This is a genomic window from Streptomyces paludis, assembly GCF_003344965.1.
GTDB lineage: Bacteria > Actinomycetota > Actinomycetes > Streptomycetales > Streptomycetaceae > Streptomyces > Streptomyces paludis.
Genome location: NZ_CP031194.1, coordinates 2,166,188 through 2,184,688, shown reverse-complemented (window position 1 = coordinate 2,184,688; position 18,501 = coordinate 2,166,188). Strand labels below are relative to the sequence as shown.

Here is an 18,501-nt window from a genome sequence, read left to right as displayed (position 1 = left end):
TCACACCCACGTCCGGGGGCGGAAGCGGTTGGCCCGCTCCACCAGTTCGATCCTCTCCTCGCCGCGCTGAGCGAGCCGGGCAAGCACCCGGTACGAGCGTTCCAGTCCGAAACGCAGGCCGCGCTCGTCCAGTTCACTGCCGAGCAGCAGCGCCTGCGCGGGCCGTACCCCGGGACTACCGGAGAGTACCCAGTCCAGCGCCGTGCCCAGTACCTCCGTCGACAGCTGCTCGCGCCGCACCGCGTCCAGACCGAACTGGCCGAGCGCGGAGACCTGCTGGGCCGCCGCCGTCAGATCGTCTATCAGCGCGGGCTCGGGAACGGCGCCGGGAGCGCGCGGCGCCGGAACGGCCTGCTGGAGGCCGCGCTGCCGCAGCCGCGCCCGTACGGCGGCGACCCGCGCCGCCGTGTAGTGGATCGACGACTCGGGCACCGACTCCAGCGACCGTACGGCACCGACCCGGTCACCGGCGGCGAGCTGCACCCGGGCGAGCCCGAACGCGGCGCTGACATAGCTCGGGTCGGTCGTCCAGACGAGGCGGTAGTACTCGGCGGCGTTGTCGAGCTGCCCGAGCACCTCGGCGCACACCCCCAGCGCCAGCTTCGGGGCGGGCTCACCGGGGAACGCGTCGTAGACCGCGTCGAAGGAGAGCGCCGCCGTCTCGTGATCGCCCGTCGCCAGCGAGAGCACCGCCCGGTACCAGACGATCCGCCAGTCGTCGGAGCGCTCCTCCTCCAGCGAGTGCAGCACCTCGGCGGCGGAGCCGGGGTCGCCCATCTCCAGCCGGGCGCGCAGCTCGCGCAGCCCGCGCTCCACCGAGTCGGCGGGCGCCGAGGCCAGCGCGGCGAGCAGATCGGCGGGCGCGGAGGCCATCAGCCCGGCCAGGAAACCGGCGTTCGGATCGGTCGGATCCACCAGCGGTACGGGCAGGGCCAGCGAGGTCGCCCGCGCGTCGAGCGCCGCGAGCCGGGGCCCGTCCGCGAGGGGCTCCGCCGACTCCGCCGCCGTACCCGTACCCGTGGCTGAACGCTCAAGAGCGCCCGTGGTGAGCGCCTTCGGCTGTCCACCGCTCCTGCCGACGCCGATCCGGCCGGCCGGGGCCGCCGCCCGGCCGCCCAGCCGTGAGACATCCTCCGTCAGCTCCGCGAACAGCTCGCTGTCCGTCACCCGCAGCTCCGGACCGAACAGCGTCGACAGCGCGGGCCGCGGCAGACCCGACTGGAGCGCCACGACCTCCCGCAGCACCCCCGTCAGCTGCTCGGCCATCTCCTGCGCCGAGGAGAACCGCCGCGCCGGGTCGGGGTCCGTCGCCCGCACCAGCAGCCGGTAGAACGACTCGTACCGGTGGAAGACCTCGATGTTCGCCGGGTCGGGCAGCGAGTCCACGTACACGTTCGTATAGCCCTGGAAGTCGAACGTCATGACCGCGAGGGTGCGCGCGACCGTGTACAGGTCGGAGGCCACCGACGGGCCGACCTCGGCGACCTCGGGCGCCTGATAGCCGACCGTGCCGTATATCGCCGCCTCGTCGTCGCCCATCCGGCAGACCGCGCCCATGTCGATGAGCTTGAGCTGGCCCTCGGTCTGGATCGCGTTGTCGACCTTGAAGTCGCAGTACAGCAGGTTCCTGCTGTGCAGATGGCCGAGCGCCTCCAGCGCCTCGATACCGTACGCGCACGCCTGCTCGACCGGCAGCGGATCGCGCCGCCCGGAGGGGGTGCGCCGCTCGTTGGCGATCTCCTTGAGCGACTTGCCGCCGACGTACTCCATGACGATGTAGCCGTCGAGCGAGCCGGTCCGCTGGTCGAGGTGTTCCACGAAGTTGTAGATGCGGACGATGTTGGAGTGCTCGATCTCGGCGAGGAAGCGGCGCTCGGAGATGGCCGCCTCCATGGCGTCCTGGTCGCCCGTGTCGAGCAGGCCCTTGAGGACCACCCAGCGGTCCGAGACGGCCCGGTCCATCGCCAGATACACCCAGCCGAGACCGCCGTGGGCCAGACACCCCAGCACCTCGTACTGGCCGTGCACCACATCGCCCTCGTACAGCTTCGGCACGAACGAGTACGGGTGCCCGCACTTGGTGCAGAACCCTTCCGTACGGCCGGGGCGGTCCCCGCGCGAACGGCCCACCGGCGCCCCGCAGTCCGAGCGCGAGCAGTACCGCTTGCGCTCCGGCACCTCCGGGTTCGTCATGACGGCGCCGCGCGGGTCGGGACGCGGCACGTCCGGCACGGTGACCAGACCCGCGCCCAGCCGGTTGCGCGCCGAGGAGCCCCGCGACGAACCGGAGCTGCGGACCGACACCGACCGCGTCGACAGCTCCCCGGCCAGCGTGCGCGACAGCCGCCCCGAGACCGAACGCCGGGACGTGGACGAGCGCGAGGACGCCCGGGAGGAGGCGCGCGACGAGGCGCGGGACGAGGACCGCGAGGAATCCCCGCTCCCCGAGCCCCGGCCGCTCGCCCGGCCCGAACGGCCTTCGTCGCCGCCGCTGTTCGCGCCGCCGTGCCCGCCGCTCGTCAGGCCGGTGGGCGGCGAGGACAGCCTTCCGTCGGGCGCGACCACGGGAGCCAGCCCGCAGGTGTCGCAGTACAGCTCACCGCCGCCCATGTCCTCGTACGAGCCCTCGCAGCCGGGGCGCTGACATGTGTTCGTCCCGCTCATCCGTCCCCCCGCTCACTCTCTGTTCTCCCGGCCGGTCTCCTGGCCGGTCTCCGGGCCGCGTTCACGCGCCGGCCCCCCTGTCGGCGGGGCCGGGCCCGCGCGGGACCAGGATCTCCGCCGCCGCGCGCTGATAGCGCAGCACCGCCTCCTCCGCGACGCGCAGATCGCACGGCGCGCTCCACAGCATCCGGCGCGCCGTGTCGTACCGCTCGATCAGCACCGGATCCTCGGCCATGCCGTGCCGCGCGACCTTCGCCTTGTACGCGTCCAGCCGGCCGCGCAGCTCCGCGCGGACCGCGAGCGGCGCCGTGACCGCCGTCAGGGACTCGCGGGCCCGCAGCAGCTCGTCCTCCGCGTCCCGCTCCAGCGACTCCAGCAGCGGCGACAGCCGGTGCCACTGGGCGTGTCTGCGGTACTCGGCGGCGGTCGACAGCCGCTCCTGGAGGGCCGTCAGCGGACCGCTGACGGCGGGCACCTCGGACGCCGCGATCTTCGCCAGCACCTCGCCGCGCGCCGACCGGGCCTCGGTGAGCGTACGGTCCGCGCGCGACAGCACGTCGCGCAGCCGCAGCAGCCGCTGCTCCGAGTCCTGGCGTACGTACAGCACGGCCTCGATCTCGCGCCGCACCTCCTCCAGGGCGAGCGCCGCCCGGTCGTAGCGCTCGGTGTCGGGCCGGCCGCCGCCCGGGGCCGAACTCCCGGCGGCGGGACGCCAGAACGCCAGCGGGTCGGAGACCACCTGCGCGCGCAGGGTGGCCAGCTCGTGCGTGATCGACTCCAGATCGTCGCCCGCCGGATGCTCCCCGGGCCGTACCCCCACGGAGTGGGCCAGCGACAGGGTGCGCCGCAGCTCCGCCGCGAGCAGGTCGATCCGCGCGGGCAGCGCCGACCACACCGCGTCCGCCGTCACGACCATGTCCAGCGAGGACGCGTACAGCTCGTTCATCCGGGCGACCAGCTCGGCGAGGGTGAGGTGCTCGGAGAGCAGGGCCGGGCTGCCGGGGGCCGCGGGCCCCGCCGCGCCCGCCACCGTCACCCCGCGTCCGCGCAGGGTCTCCGTCAGCTCCACGAGATCGTCCCGGCTCGGCCAGCGCCGCCGCGCCCGGGTCTCCCTGGCACCGTGCAGCGCGGCCGTATAGCTGTCGAAGTACGTCCACAGCAGGGCGATCGACCGCTCGGCCACCGTCCAGCGGTCCTTGGTGGTGCCGGTCAGCTCGGCGCCTTCGAGGAGCCTGCGGCCCGCGTGGTCCTGGAGGGCGAGCAGCGAGGTCTCGATGGCCTCGTGCTCCGCTTCCAGGCGCGCCAGAGCCCGGTCCGCCTCGTCCCGGTCCATCACCGGTCCGGGCGGTCTCGCCGTCGCGTCGGGGAAGGAGCCCGTGCCGCCCATCGATCACCTCTCCGCTCTGCTGTCCACCGATCCGGCCGTCCACCGGTCCCCGCGAGCCTCCGTCGGCGCCCTCCCCGGTCAGCCGGCCTTGTAGAGCGCCTTGGGCGGTGCCGTGAGCCCCGGCAGCCCCGCCGCCAGCCACTTGCGGTACGACACCATCCAGGGGCTGTTGGCCCCGCCCGCCCGGTAGTCCTCCAGGGCCTGGTTCACCCGGGCCACCAGGTCCGTGTTGGTGAGCTTGGCGGCGACTCCGTAGTACTCCATCTGGAACTGCTCGCCCACCCGCTCGATCGCCGGGTCCTGTGCCATCAGCCCGGCGGCCAGGGAGTTGTCCGTCAGTATCGCGTCGGCGTCGCCCAGCTGGAGCCGCACCAGGCAGTCCAGCTGATTGGGCACCGTCAGGTCGTCGGCCGCCGTGCCCTGCGGATCGGCCTGGAGCTTGTTGTACGCCGTCGAACCCTGCGCGGAACACACGCGCTTGTCCTTGAGCGAGTCGTCGTAGCCCGTGATGTCCGAGCCGGCCGGGGCGAGCAGTTGCAGCCCCGTCGCGAAGTAGGCCGTCGAGAAGGCGACTTCCTTCATCCGCTCGCAGTTGATCGACATCGTCCTGACGACGAGGTCGACGGTGCCGTCCTCCAGCGCGGCGACCCGCTCGCCCGTGGTGATCGCCCGGAACGTGATGGCGTCCCGGTCGCCGAGTATCTCCTCGGCGATCGCGTGGGCGAGATCGATGTCGAAGCCCTCCAGCTCTTTGCTGAGCGGATTGCGGTAGCCCCAGCGGTAGCTGCTCTGGTCGATGCCGACGATCAGCTTGGGGACCTTGCGGGCCTTGATCGCCTTTATGGCGTCGCCGTCCTCGGTCGACGGCCCGACCCGGCTGGCCTGCGGCTCGCAGTCGTCCGCCGCGGCCGGCACCGCCGTGGAGATCCGCTCCGGGGCGTAGTCCTCCCCGTCCGCGACGGAGGACAGCGGCAGCAGGGTCAGCGTCCCGGTCAGCACACAGGCGGCCACCATCGCCGAGACCCCGCCCCAGCCGCGGAACCTGCCGGACGTACGGAACGTGCCGGACGGGCCGGACATGCCGGACGGGCGGAACGTGCTGGACGGACGGCGCCCGCGGAAACGGCGGAGCCTGTCCTTGAAGGTCATCCCTCCCCCTCTCACCGGTACTCCGAAAGCCTGCGGCCGATACCCAGGACGGCCCCCGCCGCCGCCACCAGGGCCAGCGCGCCGGCCCCGATCGCCAGCCCGTTCAGCGCCCGCCGGCCGTCCGAGGCGAACGCGCTGAACTCCGCCTGCTTCTTGCCGAGCGAGACATCCAGCGCGCTCACCACGGCGTCGAACGACTCGCGCGTGGAGTCCGCGCCGCCGATGACCTTCGCCACCGCCGTGCCGTACTCCCCGGCCGCGTCCGCCGTACGGGCCTCCTTGTGGCGCGCCGTCCACTGCGCGACCGAGGCGCGCGCCGCGTCCACCCGCTCGCCCTCCGCGCCGTTGTCGGCGAGCCGCCGGGCGCTGTCGAGCGCGGTGCTGAGTCGTGCCATCGCCGTCCGGTAGTCCATCTCGTACTTGTCGTGCTTGCGGTCCGGGGTGAGGACCGAACCCAGGGCGACCATGGTCAGGTTCTCATTGGCGCGCGCCTTGAGCGATTCGATCCGCGCGTCGTTGAGGACCTTCAGGGACGCCTGACCGTGTGTCTGCGCGCTCTTGAGATCCACCCGCGCGAAGGTCTGCCCGGCCGCCAGCCACACCAGCAGCACCAGGGACGCGGCCGTCGCCGCCACCAGTCCCTGGTTGAACACCCTGTTCGTCCGGCGGTAGTTGCGCCGCTGCGCCCAGAGGAGCGCGGCGAGCACCAGCACCCCCAGCGCCAGCGAGACGAACGGCCACCGCCGTGCGTCGTCGCTGTCCGCCGCGAGCCGGGCCGTCTCCGCCGCGTACAGCTTCTCGGCCGCGGGCAGCAGCTCGTTGGTCATGCGTTCGTTCGCGTACCGCAGATAGCCGCCGCCCAGCGGCAGGCCCTGCCGGTTGTAGGCGCGGGCCTGCTCGATCAGCCCCGTGTAGACGGGCAGTCCCTCGTTGAGCGTGGTGATCTGCCGGCCCGAGGTGCTGGCGCTGTCCGTGTGTGTGGCCGCCTCGATCAGCAGCCGGGACGCCCGCTGGATGTCCTCCGCGTACCGGTCGCGGAACTCGGCGGGCTCCGGGGCGCCGGACAGGAAGGCGCTCGCCGCGGCCGTGTCGGCGTCGGCCAGCGAGCTGTAGATGTCCGCCGCGTCCACGCTCAGCGTCTGACTGCGGTTCACCACGTTGTCCGCGGCGGCGAAGCGGTCGGAGACCTCCCAGGCCGTGACCGCGCCGAACGCCACGACCAGCAGGGCCAGGGCCGCGCCGATGATTCTCAGCCGGCCCGGCTCCGTCGTCGCCGCCGCGCGCAGCCGGTCCCTGGTCTCCGTCCACGCGGCGGCCCGCGCGGGCGGTTCCGCGGGCGGACCGGCGGGCGGAGTGACGGCAGGGGTGGGCGCATGCGTCGGAGCCGGCGGTGGCGCGGTGCGCACATTCGGCGGGTATGTCACGTGGCCTCCCCCTCGGTCGTTCGACGACGGCCCGCCTCCCGCGGGTCCGGGGAGAACTCCTGGCCAGCAGTATGACCGCAAGGACCGTCAACCACATCAGGCTTGACTGGATCTTGTACGGAGCACACGGGCGTGGCTTCTGGTCTCCCCACCATGAATACGCCCCGGCCCTCATGATCGGTTCCCCCACGCGGTCGTTCCTACGCGTTCGAATGAACTTCCCCGCCGACGACCCGGATTACCCCCTGATTTCCGCGTAATACCGCGCCAGCCGGGTATGGGCGGGCGCCTCCGCCCCCAGCCGGTCCAGCCCGAGCAGACCCGCGCCCAGCACCGGTGGCGCCGTCACCACCGCGGGCACCGCCCCCGGCGCCGCGACCGCCAGCAACTCCGCGATCCGGCCGTTGAGGAGGGGGTGGCGGGCCGCCAGCACCCCGCCGCCCAGCAGCACCGGCACCGGCTCCGGTTCCGGTTCCGGTTCCTGCGCGGCCTTGTCGAGCAGCCCGAGCCTGTCCAGCGCGACCGTCACCAGCAGCACGATCTCCTCGGCCAGCCTGCCGACCACCGCCGCGGCCACCGCGTCACCCGCCGCCGCCGTCGCGAACAGCACCGGCGGCAGCTCGTGCCGGCGCGCGCCCGGGATACGGCCCCGGTGCAGCGCCTCGATCAGCTCGTCCATCGACGCCAGGCCGAAGTGCCCCGGCAGCGCCCGCGCCAGCTCCGTCGGCGCGCCCCGGCCGTCCGCCGCGCGCGCCGCGTACCAGAGCGCCTCCTCGGCCAGTCCCGCGCCGCCGCCCCAGTCGCCCGAGACGCGCCCGAGCGCCGGGAAGCGCGCCGTCCGGCCGTCCGGCAGCATCCCCACGCAGTTGATGCCCGCCCCGCAGACCACCGCCACGCCCCGCACCGGCGCGCCGTCCGGCAGCCCGGCCCGCAGCACCGCGAACGTATCGTTGCGCACCTCGGTGGTACGGCCCCAGCCGCGCGCCCGCAGCGCGTCCGCCAACTCCCGCTCCTCCACCGGCAGATCGGCGTTGGCCAGACACGCCGACACATGCTCCACCGCGCCCCGCACCGGCCGCCCGGCGGCCGAGGCGGCCTCGGCGACCACCGTCTCCAGCGCGTCGACCGCCGCCTCGACACCCACCGCCGGCGGCCGGAAACCGCCCCCGCGCGCCGTGCCCAGCACCGTACCGTCGGCGCCGATCACGGCCACGTCCGTCTTGCTGTTCCCGGCGTCCACGGCCAGGATCCCGTCCGCTCCGCCCGTAACTCCGCCCGCGTCTCCGCCCGTAACTCCGTTCACGCCCACGCGAGATGCTCCCGGTTGTGCGCGATCAGCCTGTCCGTGAGCGCCTCGGCGTACGCGATCTGGCCGATCAGGGGATGGGCCAGCAGCGCCTTGAAGACCCGGTCCCGGCCACCGCGCAGCGCCGCGTCCAGCGCCAGTTCCTCGTACGCCGAGACCTGCGCGATCAGCCCCGCGTACAGCGGCTCGACCGGGGACACCGCGAGCGGCACCGCCCCGGCCGGGCCCACCCGCGCCGGCACCTCGACGACCGCGTCGTCCGGCAGGAAGGGGAGCGTGCCGTTGTTGTACGTGTTCACCACCTGGACGGGACTGCCGCCGCCGCGCAGCAGCGCCGCCGCCAGATCGACCGCCGCCTCCGAGTAGAACGCCCCGCCGCGCTCCGCCAGCAGCGCCGGCTTCTCGTCCAGCGCCGGATCGCGGTACATCTCCAGCAGCCGCTTCTCCATGGCGGCCACCTCGGCGGCCCGGGACGGCTTGGTCCCCAGCTCGCGCACGACTTCGTCGTGCGCGTAGAAGTAACGCAGATAGTAGGAGGGCACCACCCCGAGCCGGTCCAGCACCGCGCGCGGCAGCCGCAGCCGCTCCGCGAGCGCGCCGCCGTGCTCCGCCAGCAGCGCGGGCAGCACATCGGGGCCGTCCGGGCCGCCGATCCGTACGCCGCGCTCCCAGGACAGATGGTTCAGCCCGACATGCTCCAGATGGACCTCGCCGGGCGCGACGTCCAGTAGCCGCGCGAACAGGCGCTGGAAGCCGATCGCCACATTGCACAGCCCGACCGCCCGGTGCCCCGCGCCCAGCAGCGCCCGGGTCACGATGCCCACCGGATTGGTGAAGTCGATGATCCACGCGTCCGGACTGGCGCGCCGGACCCGCTCCGCGATGTCGAGAACGACCGGGACCGTGCGCAGCGCCTTGGCGAGCCCGCCCGCGCCGGTCGTCTCCTGGCCCACACAGCCGCACTCCAGCGGCCAAGTCTCGTCCTGGAGCCTGGCCTCCTGGCCGCCGACGCGCAGCTGGAGCAGGACCGCGTCCGCGTCGGCGACGCCCGCGTCGAGGTCCGAGGTGGTGGTGATACGGCCGGGATGGCCCTGCCGTGCGAAGATCCGCCGCGCCAGCCCGCCCACCGGACCGAGCCGTTCGGCGGAGGGATCGACCAGGACGAGTTCCCCGATGGGCAGGGTGTCCCGTAACCGGGCGAATCCGTCGACGAGTTCGGGCGTGTAGGTGGATCCACCTCCTACTACTGCGAGCTTCATCCGATGATCGGCCCCTCGTTCTCGGCGCGTTGCGCGGTGCGCGTGACGGTGAACGCGCTGAACGTACCGCAGGGCTCCGCATCGGACGACGGGGCCGCGGGAGGGGACGGCGGGACGAGACCGGGGGAGGGGGCGCTGTCTGCTGCGTCCGGCTACTGCTTCGCGAGCGTCGGACCCGGCGGGATCGGCGCCGTCGCCAGCGACTGCGGCGACGTGGGGCTGGCCAGCGCCGAGGGCGCCGAGACGCCCGCCGACGGGTCCGTCTCCGACGGGGCGGGAGCGGGAGGGGCCACCCCGATCAGCTGGATGCCCGCCTCGTCCAGGGCGGCCTTGACGCGCCAGCGCAGCTCGCGCTCGATGCCCTTCGACTGGCCCGGCATCGTCCGCGCCGAGACCCGTACCGTCGCCGCCTCCAGCGTGACGGAGTCGAGGCCGAGCACCTGCACCGGACCCCACAGCCGCTCGTTCCACGGGTCGTCCTTGGCGAGCTTCTCGGCGACCTCGGTGATGACCGTACGGACCCGCTCCAGGTCCTCCGTCGGCCGGACGACCACATCCACGTCGGCCGTGGCCCAGCCCTGGCTGAGGTTGCCGATCCGCTTGACCTCGCCGTTGCGCACGTACCAGATCTCGCCGTGGTCGCCGCGCAGCTTCGTGACCCGCAGCCCGACCTCGATCACCTCACCGGAGGCCACCCCCGCGTCGATGGTGTCCCCGACGCCGTACTGGTCCTCGATGATCATGAATACGCCGGAGAGGAAGTCGGTGACGAGATTGCGCGCGCCGAAGCCCAGCGCCACCCCCGCGACCCCGGCCGAGGCCAGCAGCGGAGCCAGATTGATGTTCAGCGCGCCGAGCATCATCAGCGCGGCCGTGCCCAGGATCAGGAACGACGTCACCGAGCGGAGCACGGACCCGATCGCCTCGGAGCGCTGCCGCCGTCGCTCGGCGTTGACCAGCAGCCCGCCCAGGGCGGAGCCCTCGACCGTCTGCGCGCCCCGGTTCATCCGGTCTATGAGCTTGGTGAGCGCGCGCCGGATCACCCGGCGCAGCACGAGCGCGATCACCAGGATCAGCACCATCCGCAGCCCGGTGCTCAGCCACGTGGCCCAGTTCTCCTCCACCCAGCTGGCCGCGGCGCTCGCCCGGTCGGCCGCCTCGTTCAGGGTGACGGGGTCGGACGAACCGGCGGCTGGGGTGGGGTCGGCTGCGCTCGGCAGGGCGGACCAGGACACGACGGAAACCTCCAGATATCGCCGGGCTGGCCAACCACACTAACGGGGCAGTGTGCGCCGACCGGTGCCCCGAGCCCCCGGAGAGACACTCCTCACGTGCTCCCCGCGCAGAAGCCGTACGGGTCCCACAAGCCTTGTGCGGGCTGGTCCGCGGCCCTTCGGGGGACCCGTGTGGGCGAAAACACCCGGAGCCCGTTACCTGGACGTGGTGGCGTTTCGGCCTCGCATAAGGGGAGACTGGAGCAGATCGTCACGGCACGAAGCCACGTGCCGCCGGCGTACAAGGAGGCATCCGTGCCGCATGTCCTGGTCCTCAACGCGTCGTACGAGCCCCTCGGCGTCGTACCGCTCCGCCGCGCGCTCGTCCTCGTTCTGGAGAACAAGGCCCTCTGTCTTGAGGAATCCGGCGCCTTCATGCACAGCGAGACCCGTGTCATCCCCGCGCCCAGCGTCGTCCGTCTGAAGCGCTTCGTGCGGGTCCCCTACCGGGGCCCCGTCCCCCTGACCCGCCGGGCGCTCTTCGCCCGCGACGGCGGGCGCTGCATGTACTGCGGTGGCGTCGCAACCAGCGTCGACCACGTCATTCCGCGCAGCCGTGGCGGGCAGCACGTGTGGGACAACGTGGTGGCCGCCTGCCGCCGCTGCAATCACGTCAAGGCCGACCGGCATCTGCGCGAGCTGGGCTGGCGGCTGCACCACCAGCCGGCGCCACCGTCCGGACTGGCCTGGCGGATCATCGGCACCGGTCACCGCGACCCGCGCTGGATGCCGTACCTGCAACCGTACGGAGCGGAGGACGCCGTGGCCCGGATCGACGGAATTTCCGCCTAGGGGCCTTCTTTTTTTGGCTTCTGGCGCGGAGGGGTGCCCGCGGATACGTCCGCGGACGCCCCTCCGCCGCTACGGCTTGACCGGCGCCTTCGTCGGCTTCTTCGCGGCGTCCTTGGCCGATTCCTTGGCCGCTTCCTTTGCCGATTCCTTCGCCGCCGGCTTCACCACCGCGTACGCCTCCACCGAGAACAGCGAGTAGCCGAAGCGCGTCGCGCGCTCGTCGCCCTGGATCCGGACGAACCGCGCGTCCTTCGCGTCCATCCCGATCACCTCGCGCCCGCCCCTGCCGTCCGTGACCGTCGCCTCCGTACGCCAGGTGCGGCCGTCGGCGGAGACCTGGACGCGGTAGCGGCTCGCGTACGCGTCCTGCCAGCGCAGCGCCAGCCGGCCGACCCGCGCGGGCGCCGCCAGCTCCAGCTGCACCCAGGCGCCGTCCTCGGCCGGTGACGACCAGCGCGTCCCGGCGTCGCCGTCGGTGACCGCCGAGGCCGGGAAGTCCGGGGTCTCGTCACCGGAGGACGTGGCGGTGGCGGTACGGGCGAGATCCGGGCCGCCGGTGAGCGGGATGGCGCGCACCGTCAGAGTGCGCTCCTCACCACCGAAGGCGAGCGGCACCTCGTACGTCCCCGACGGGGTGCCCTCGGGCACGCTGACCTCGACGGGAACCTTCGTACGGGAGCCACGCGGCACGGTCGCCTCCTTGGGCACCTTCACCCGGATGCCGGACGGCGCCTTCGCGGTGAACGCGCCCTTGACCTGCTTGGAGCGCAGCGAGGCGAGGCGCGCGTCGACCTTCGCCGGCTTCCCGCCGATCTGCGCGATCGTCTCCCCCCGCGCCAGATCGATCCGGGCCTCCGGATCGTCCGCGTACCAGGGCACGACCCGCCGCAGGGACGGGGCCTTCGCGGCGGCGCCGCCGGCCGGGGCCGCCGAACCCGCCGCGCCGGCCCAGACGATCCGTACCGCGTCGACCGGCAGCCCCCGCGCGTCCGACTCCGTCCAGCCGCTCGCCGAAAGTTTCCCCACCGGCAGCCAGCCCCGCCCGGGGACATGCGCCTCGACGGTCGCCCCCGCGCCCGTGCCCGGCTCGGTCATCGTGTTCAGGGTCTCGACGGGCCGGGGCCTGCCCAGACTGACGGTGTACGTCCGGCCCGCCCCGGTGGTGTCCTTGGTGACGCTCTGCTCGGCGACCCGGTCCGCGCCCGTCCAGCCCGCCGCCTCCTTGACGGCCCGGTCCAGGAACGGCCCCAGGACGCCCTTGCCGACCGTGACCCGGCTCGCCGCCGCTGCCGCTCGCAGCGGCTCCAGCTCCACCGAGTGGCGCCAGGCGGCCTCGCCGTCGTCGCCGTCCTGGGCGCGCAGCGCGTCGATGGCCAGCTCGCCCGCCTCGCCGTAGCGCGCGAGCTGGTCCAGCCACGGCCCGATCTCGTCGTCCAGCCGCCCGCCCGCCACCTCGGCGAGCCGCTCCGGCGCCTCGCGCATCACCGTGAACGCGGCCCGCAGCCGCTTCGCCGCCGTGCCGCGCTCCGCCGCGTCCGGCGTCGTACGGGACCGCCAGAAGTCCGCCAGCAGCGGCTTCAGATACGTGGACTCGGCGGTGTCGAGGATGGACGACGCGTCGTTCCCGGCGAGCGCGCGCAGCGCCTCGCGCGCCTTGGCGTCGCTGCCCGCGAGATCGTTGATCGCGGCCAGCCAGGACTCCTGGGGCTCGTAGCCGCGCGGATTCCAGGCGAAGTCCGCCGCCGTGAACAGCGGGATACGGGACACCACCGGCTGCTCCATGGCGTTGGCGAGCAGGGCGGCCGAACCGGTGGCGACGGCCGGCTCCCGGCCGGTGTACGGGCCGAGGAAGATCCGGCCCTGGTCGTAGTCGTTGACCGGGTAGTTGTCCATGGTCACCAGGGGGCGCTGAAACGCCTCGCGCGCCCCCATCAGCTCCTGGCCGGTGATCGTGCGCGGTACGACCCCGATCCCGGTCCATGCCACGCGCACCGGCGCGTGCAGCGCGTCCGCGAGCGCCGTGCGGTACTCCGTCACACCGTCCTGGTAGTACTCGGTCGGCATCACGGTCGGCGGCTCGGCGCCCGGGTGCCGCTCCTCCAGATGCGCCGCCACCGCGTTCGCCACCGCGGCCTGCGCCCGCGCGGCGGCGGCCGGCCCCGAGCCGTACGTGTTCGCGTCCTGGGCGCAGTGCCACTCCGTATAACTGACGTCCTCGAACTGGAGCTGGAAGGAGCGCACGCCCAGCGCCCACATCGCGTCGATCTTGCGGGTCAGCGCCCTGACATCGCTCTCGGCGGTCATGCACATGGCCTGGGCGGGGGAGACGGCCCAGGCGAGCGTCACATGATTGCGCCGGGCGCGCTCGGCCAGCTCGCGGAACTCGGCGCGCTGCGCGGCGGGGTACGGATCGCGCCAGCGCGCCTGCCGGTACGGGTCGTCGCCGGGCGCGTACAGGAAGCGGTTCTGCTTCGTGCGCCCCATGAACTCCAGCTGCGCCAGCCGCTGCGCATGGGTCCAGGGCTGCCCGTAGAACCCCTCGGCCGTGCCGCGTACGGCCGTGCCGGGCCAGTCGCGTACGGCGATTCCGGGGACGACGGACTCGCCGGCGGTGTCCTTCTCGTCGGTGCCGGCCTTGGCTTCCTGCCGCACGATCAGCTGGCGCAGGGTCTGGGTGGCGTGGAAGAGGCCGTCGTCACCGATGCCGTCCAAGGCGATGGTGCTCCGGCCGTCGACGGAGCCCACGGCGATCCGGTAGCCGCCCGCGGGCAGATCGCTCTGCGCGGGCGCGCGCAGGGCGCGCAACGCGTCGCGCGCGCCCGCGCCGCCGGCGAGTATGACCGGCTCGGAGCCGGGCGGAGTGGCCGAGGTGGCGGCGGAACGGACCGTACGGACCCCGGCCGCGCGCAGTACGTCCGTCAGCTCCGCCACGGCGTACGCGTCGGCTCCGGCGCCCGCCACGACGGTCACCTCGTCCCCGAGCCGTACGCTCCGCCCGGCAGCCTTGACGGTCTGCGGCCGGGGCCAGACGGAGGGCAGGTCCGACTGCCCCGCGCGGTCGGGGGTGTCGGGCGTGTCGGGGGTCGTCGCGGACGGGGTCCCCGGGTCCCGGGGGGCGGCGAGCGCGCCGGGCGCGGCGCCGAGGAGCCCTCCGATCACGGCCACCGCGACCGCGGTCGCGGTCCGCTTCCTGTGCCCGAACTGCATTGCCTGGCTCCCCTCCTGCTGCTTGGTCGAGCCAGCGCTGCCTGGTCGGAGCCAGGCGATCCGGCCGAGCGGGCACGAGCCCACCACCCCCGTGGTGAAGGTGTCAATGCGCGTGGCCGTTGTATCCGATTTGCCCGTTGTGATAGGTAGGAGCGACGACCTCGGTCCGGGGAACAGATCAGGACTCGGCACACGTTTACCGGCAGTACGCGTCTGCGGCCACGCCCGCTGGGTAGGGCTGCGATGACCTGTTCCCCGTCCCCGTCCACCGGAGTCGCCACCATGGCCGCATCCGTATCCGTACCCGCAGCCGGTTCCGTACCCGCACCGCTTCCGGACGCCGTTCCCTCCCCGCGGACGGGGCCTCTCACCAGCGAGCCCCCGCTCGCCGACGCGGCCCCGCTGACCAGCGAGCCCCCGCTCGCGGACACCGCGCCGCTGACCAGCGAGCCGACGGCGCACGGCACGGCGGGCGGCACGGAGTCGCCGGAGGTCTGACGGGAACGGAGGAGCCCGCTGGACCGACCGAGTGACCGACTGACCGCTCGACCGACCGACCGCTCGACCGGCTGAACGCTCGACCGGCTGAACGCCTGAACAGGAGTCCGCATGGGCTTGGCCCGGCTCGCCGAGCTGCACGGTGTCGCCACCGCGTACTCACCCTCCCCGGGCGTCACCGTCCCGGTCTCCGACGACACGGTCGTCGGGGTGCTCGCCGCCCTGGACATCGACGCGTCCACCCCCGCCGCCGTGAGCGACGCGCTGAGCCGCGCCGAGTCCGCCGCCGCGAGCCGTCTGCTGCCCCCGACGCTCGTCCTGTGGTCCGCCGGTACGGAGAAGGCCGCCGGTACGGAGACCGCCGGTACGGAAGCCGCCGGTGCCGAGGAGGCGCCACCGCCCCCGCTGCCGCCCGCCCTGACCGCCCTCGCGCCCGGCACGACGCTCCGCATCGAGACCGAGTGCGGCCAGTCGATCGAGCTGCCCCGTACGGCGCACGACGACCCGGCCGCCTGGGCGCGGCTGCCGCTCGGTGTCCACCGGCTGGCCGCCGAGGCGCCCGACGGCCGCGCCCAGGACGTCACGCTCGTACGCGCCCCCGCGCGCGTGCCCGCGCCTCCCGCCCGTACGCACGGCTTCCTCGTCCAGCTCTACTCGCTGCTCTCCGCCCGCTCCTGGGGCATGGGCGACCTCGCCGACCTCGCCGAACTCGCCGCCTGGTCGGGCCGTACCCTCGGCGCCGGTTTCGTCCAGATCAACCCGCTGCACGCCGGAGTCCCCGGCGCCCCGGTCGACCCCTCCCCGTACCGTCCGTCCTCCCGCCGCTTCCCCGACCCGGTCCATCTGCGGATCGAGGACGTGCCGGAGTACGCGTACGCGCGCGGCGCCGACCGGGAGCGGCTCGACGCGCTGGTCGAGCGGGCCGCCGCGCTGCGCGCCTCCGTCCTCGAAGAGGACGCTTTGATCGACCGGGACGCCGTCTGGGAGCTGAAGCGCGCCGCGCTGGAGATCCTCGCGGCCGTGCCCCTCGCCCCCGGCCGGCTCGCCTGCTACTGGGACTTCCTCGCGGACCGGGGCGCGGCGCTGGAGGACCACGCGACCTGGTACGCGCTCGCCGAGGTGCACGGCCCGCGCTGGTCCGAGTGGCCCGCCGGGCTGCGCGACCCGCGCTCCGAGGAGACCGCGGCGGCCCGCGGGCGCCTCCAGGACCGTGTCGACTTCCACTGCCGGCTCGCCTGGCTGACGGACGAACAGCTCGCGGGCGCCTCCCGGGCCGCCCAGGAGGCCGGGATGTCCGTCGGGATCGTCCACGACCTGGCGGTCGGCGTCCACCCCGACGGCGCCGACGCCTGGGCGCAGCGCGACGCCTTCGCCGCCGGCATGTCGATCGGCGCGCCGCCCGACGCCTTCAACGCGCTCGGCCAGGACTGGGGCCTGCCCCCGTGGCGCCCCGACGCCCTCGCCGCGTCCGGCTACGCGCCGTTCCGCGGCCTGCTCCAGGGTCTGCTGCGGCACGGCGGAGCGCTCAGGATCGACCATGTGATGGGCCTGTTCCGGCTCTGGTGGGTGCCCCAGGGCCACCGGCCCACCAGTGGGACGTACGTACGGTACGACGCCGAGGCGATGCTCGCCGTCCTCGCCCTCGAAGCGCACCGCGCGGGCGCCGTCGTCATAGGGGAGGACCTGGGCACCGTCGAGCCCGGCGTGCGCGAGGCGCTGGCGCGGCGCGGGGTCCTCGGCACGTCCGTACTGTGGTTCGAGCGCGACTGGGACGGTACGGGACAGCCGCTCGCCCCCGAGTCCTGGCGCCCCGGCTGCGTGGCCACCGCCACCACCCACGACCTGCCGTCCACCGCCGCGCGGCTCACCGGCGAACACGTCGAGCTGCGCCACCGGCTGGGGCTGCTCACCCGGCCGCTGGAGCGCGAGCAGGCGGAGGACCGTACGGAGGTCGCCGAGTGGCTCGCCGCGCTCACCCGGCTGGGGCTGCTCACCGAGGGCGACGACAGCGAGGAGGAGGACATCCGGGCGGTCTACCGCTTCCTGCTGCGCACTCCGGCGCGGATGGTCGGCGTCTGGCTGCCTGACACGGTCGGCGACCGCCGCCCGCAGAACCTCCCGGGCACCTGGGACCAGTACCCCAACTGGCGGCTGCCGGTCGCCGACGCGGCCGGCCGCCCGATGTCCCTGGAGCGGCTCGCGGCCTCCCCGCGCCTGCACCGCCTGATGTCCGTACTGCACCCGCACTGACGTGCTGGGCCCTGTTCCCGGCACCCCGCCCGCGCGCCGTGCCGGGCCGTTCGCTACGTTTGCACCGTGGACAAGAAGAACGCTCTGCGCGCCGGCGCCCTGACGGCCGGTACGACGCTGATGATGCTGCTCATGACGTCCCCGGCGCTCGCGCTCACCCGCGACGACGGCGACGACCCGGGCCAGGGCCTGAGTGTCGCCGAGACGCTGGGTCTGTTCGTCGCGGCCCCGTTGGTGATCTTCGGTGTCATCACCGGCCTGGTCATCCTCCTGGACAAGTCCCGCGAGCAGGAACACGCGTAATCGTGTGACGCGCAACGCCGTCCCACCGTCACGCCGACGCGGGCAGCCGTCCCGCGAGGAGTTCCTCGGAGCGTTCCCACAGCCTGCGGGCGAGATCGGCGTCGACGGCCTGGGCGTTCTTCGGCGGTACGTCTTTACGCTTGTAGTAGTAGGCCCCTGACCGCCAGTCCTTCCCCGGTGTGCCTTCGGCGAGCCACACGATCTGGTCCGCGCCCTGCTCGGGCGAGGACAGCAGGATGCTCCCGATCACCGGTTTGGTGGCGAGGAACCGGACCGTGCGCATGACCGGGCTGGTGGTGTCGGAGGCGAAGTTCGTCACGACATTGCCCGGGTAGAAGCAGGCCGCCGAGAGGCCGTCGGCGTGGTGGCGCCGGTGCAGCTCCGTCGTGAACAGGATGTTCTCCAGCTTCGACGCGCCGTACGCGTGGACCGGGTCGTAGTCGCGGTCGTGGTCGAGGTCGTCCAGATGGATCTCCTTGGTGAACCGCACCGTGCTGGAGGTCTGGAGCACCGACGCCCGCGACGCGACGAGCGTGTCCAGCAGCAGCCGTGTGAGCAGGAACGGCGCGAGATGGTTGACCTGGAACGTCTTCTCGAAACCGTCCACGGTCTTCGTCCGGGTGCCGAACACCCCGCCGGCGTTGTTCGCGAGAACGTCGATCCGCGGGTAGGCGGTACGGAGTTCGGCGGCGAGCCGCTCCACGTCGTCGAGGCGGGTGAAGTCGGCGACGAAGCTGCTGGCCCCGAGCTCCGCGGCGACGGCGCGCGTCTTCTCGGCGGAGCGGCCCACGACGACGACCGTATGCCCGTCCGCGCGTAACTGCCGCGCCGCGGCCGCCCCGATGCCGTCGCTGGCGCCCGTGACCACGATCACTTTGGCGTCACTCACCGCTCATCACTCCCTCTGTCGCGCTCCGGCGAGCGCTGTCGCCCTCTGTCGAGGGACACCATCTCGTTAGCGGGACACCGTACCACTATTGAGTTGTAG

Annotated in this window: 13 protein-coding genes; 4 read left to right on the top strand and 9 right to left on the bottom strand. The window is 73.5% G+C overall.

The features are described from left to right. The 7 genes from DVK44_RS09385 to DVK44_RS09355 all read right to left on the bottom strand — a co-directional run bounded on the left by DVK44_RS09385 (position 1) and on the right by DVK44_RS09355 (position 10,424). On the bottom strand, positions 1-2,664 hold the full coding sequence (locus DVK44_RS09385) for a serine/threonine-protein kinase (RefSeq protein ID WP_114659240.1): 2,664 nt from the start codon (positions 2,662-2,664) through the stop codon (positions 1-3). Between the two features lie 61 nt (positions 2,665-2,725). Next, on the bottom strand, positions 2,726-4,051 hold the full coding sequence (locus tag DVK44_RS09380; protein WP_181957437.1) for a coiled-coil domain-containing protein: 1,326 nt from the start codon (positions 4,049-4,051) through the stop codon (positions 2,726-2,728). A 78-nt stretch (positions 4,052-4,129) separates the two neighbouring features. Next, complete coding sequence (locus DVK44_RS09375) at positions 4,130-5,131, bottom strand: glutamate ABC transporter substrate-binding protein (protein ID WP_114665018.1); 1,002 nt, start codon at positions 5,129-5,131, stop codon at positions 4,130-4,132. A gap of 80 nt (positions 5,132-5,211) precedes the next feature. Further along, positions 5,212-6,624 carry a hypothetical protein gene (locus DVK44_RS09370; RefSeq protein WP_408055302.1) on the bottom strand — a complete coding sequence of 471 codons (1,413 nt, stop codon included), beginning with the start codon at positions 6,622-6,624 and terminating at the stop codon, positions 5,212-5,214. A gap of 238 nt (positions 6,625-6,862) precedes the next feature. Further along, positions 6,863-7,933: an N-acetylglucosamine kinase gene (locus DVK44_RS09365; protein WP_228447059.1), complete on the bottom strand. Its 1,071-nt coding sequence runs from the start codon at positions 7,931-7,933 to the stop codon at positions 6,863-6,865. Continuing rightward, positions 7,924-9,189: a 6-phospho-beta-glucosidase gene (locus DVK44_RS09360; protein ID WP_114659239.1), complete on the bottom strand. Its 1,266-nt coding sequence runs from the start codon at positions 9,187-9,189 to the stop codon at positions 7,924-7,926. The genes DVK44_RS09365 and DVK44_RS09360 overlap by 10 nt, the downstream gene beginning before the upstream one ends. Before the next feature lie 152 nt (positions 9,190-9,341). Further along, a complete protein-coding gene (locus DVK44_RS09355) occupies positions 9,342-10,424 on the bottom strand; it encodes a mechanosensitive ion channel family protein (RefSeq protein ID WP_114659238.1) in 1,083 nt (360 codons plus the stop codon). A 294-nt stretch (positions 10,425-10,718) separates the two neighbouring features. Here DVK44_RS09355 and DVK44_RS09350 point away from each other — a divergent pair, with 294 nt between their 5' ends. Further along, a complete protein-coding gene (locus tag DVK44_RS09350; protein WP_114665015.1) occupies positions 10,719-11,255 on the top strand; it encodes an HNH endonuclease in 537 nt (178 codons plus the stop codon). Between the two features lie 69 nt (positions 11,256-11,324). On the opposite strand, the gene DVK44_RS09345 is transcribed toward DVK44_RS09350, so the two are convergent. Further along, on the bottom strand, positions 11,325-14,462 hold the full coding sequence (locus DVK44_RS09345) for a beta-N-acetylglucosaminidase domain-containing protein (protein WP_114659237.1): 3,138 nt from the start codon (positions 14,460-14,462) through the stop codon (positions 11,325-11,327). A gap of 282 nt (positions 14,463-14,744) precedes the next feature. Here DVK44_RS09345 and DVK44_RS09340 point away from each other — a divergent pair, with 282 nt between their 5' ends. The 3 genes from DVK44_RS09340 (at position 14,745) to DVK44_RS09330 (ending at position 17,513) form a co-directional block, all read left to right on the top strand. Beyond that, positions 14,745-14,960: a hypothetical protein gene (locus DVK44_RS09340; protein WP_114659236.1), complete on the top strand. Its 216-nt coding sequence runs from the start codon at positions 14,745-14,747 to the stop codon at positions 14,958-14,960. Positions 14,961-15,071: 111 nt separating this feature from the next. Continuing rightward, complete coding sequence (gene malQ, locus DVK44_RS09335; RefSeq protein ID WP_114659235.1) at positions 15,072-17,210, top strand: 4-alpha-glucanotransferase; 2,139 nt, start codon at positions 15,072-15,074, stop codon at positions 17,208-17,210. Between the two features lie 66 nt (positions 17,211-17,276). After that, positions 17,277-17,513 carry a hypothetical protein gene (locus tag DVK44_RS09330; RefSeq protein WP_114659234.1) on the top strand — a complete coding sequence of 79 codons (237 nt, stop codon included), beginning with the start codon at positions 17,277-17,279 and terminating at the stop codon, positions 17,511-17,513. A 28-nt stretch (positions 17,514-17,541) separates the two neighbouring features. Here the strand turns inward: DVK44_RS09330 and DVK44_RS09325 are convergent, their stop codons facing one another. After that, complete coding sequence (locus DVK44_RS09325) at positions 17,542-18,402, bottom strand: SDR family NAD(P)-dependent oxidoreductase (RefSeq protein ID WP_114659233.1); 861 nt, start codon at positions 18,400-18,402, stop codon at positions 17,542-17,544. Positions 18,403-18,501: the final 99 nt, after the last annotated feature.

What these genes read in the sequence shown, in the direction of transcription:
- DVK44_RS09385 (WP_114659240.1), bottom strand. Translation starts at nt 2,664, where the DNA reads ATGAGCGGGACGAACACATGTCAGCGCCCCGGCTGCGAGGGCTCGTAC.
- DVK44_RS09340 (WP_114659236.1), top strand. Translation starts at nt 14,745, where the DNA reads ATGGCCGCATCCGTATCCGTACCCGCAGCCGGTTCCGTACCCGCACCG.
- DVK44_RS09360 (WP_114659239.1), bottom strand. Translation starts at nt 9,189, where the DNA reads ATGAAGCTCGCAGTAGTAGGAGGTGGATCCACCTACACGCCCGAACTC.
- DVK44_RS09345 (WP_114659237.1), bottom strand. Translation starts at nt 14,462, where the DNA reads ATGCAGTTCGGGCACAGGAAGCGGACCGCGACCGCGGTCGCGGTGGCC.
- DVK44_RS09380 (WP_181957437.1), bottom strand. Translation starts at nt 4,051, where the DNA reads ATGGGCGGCACGGGCTCCTTCCCCGACGCGACGGCGAGACCGCCCGGA.
- malQ (WP_114659235.1), top strand. Translation starts at nt 15,072, where the DNA reads ATGGGCTTGGCCCGGCTCGCCGAGCTGCACGGTGTCGCCACCGCGTAC.
- DVK44_RS09375 (WP_114665018.1), bottom strand. Translation starts at nt 5,131, where the DNA reads ATGTCCGGCCCGTCCGGCACGTTCCGTACGTCCGGCAGGTTCCGCGGC.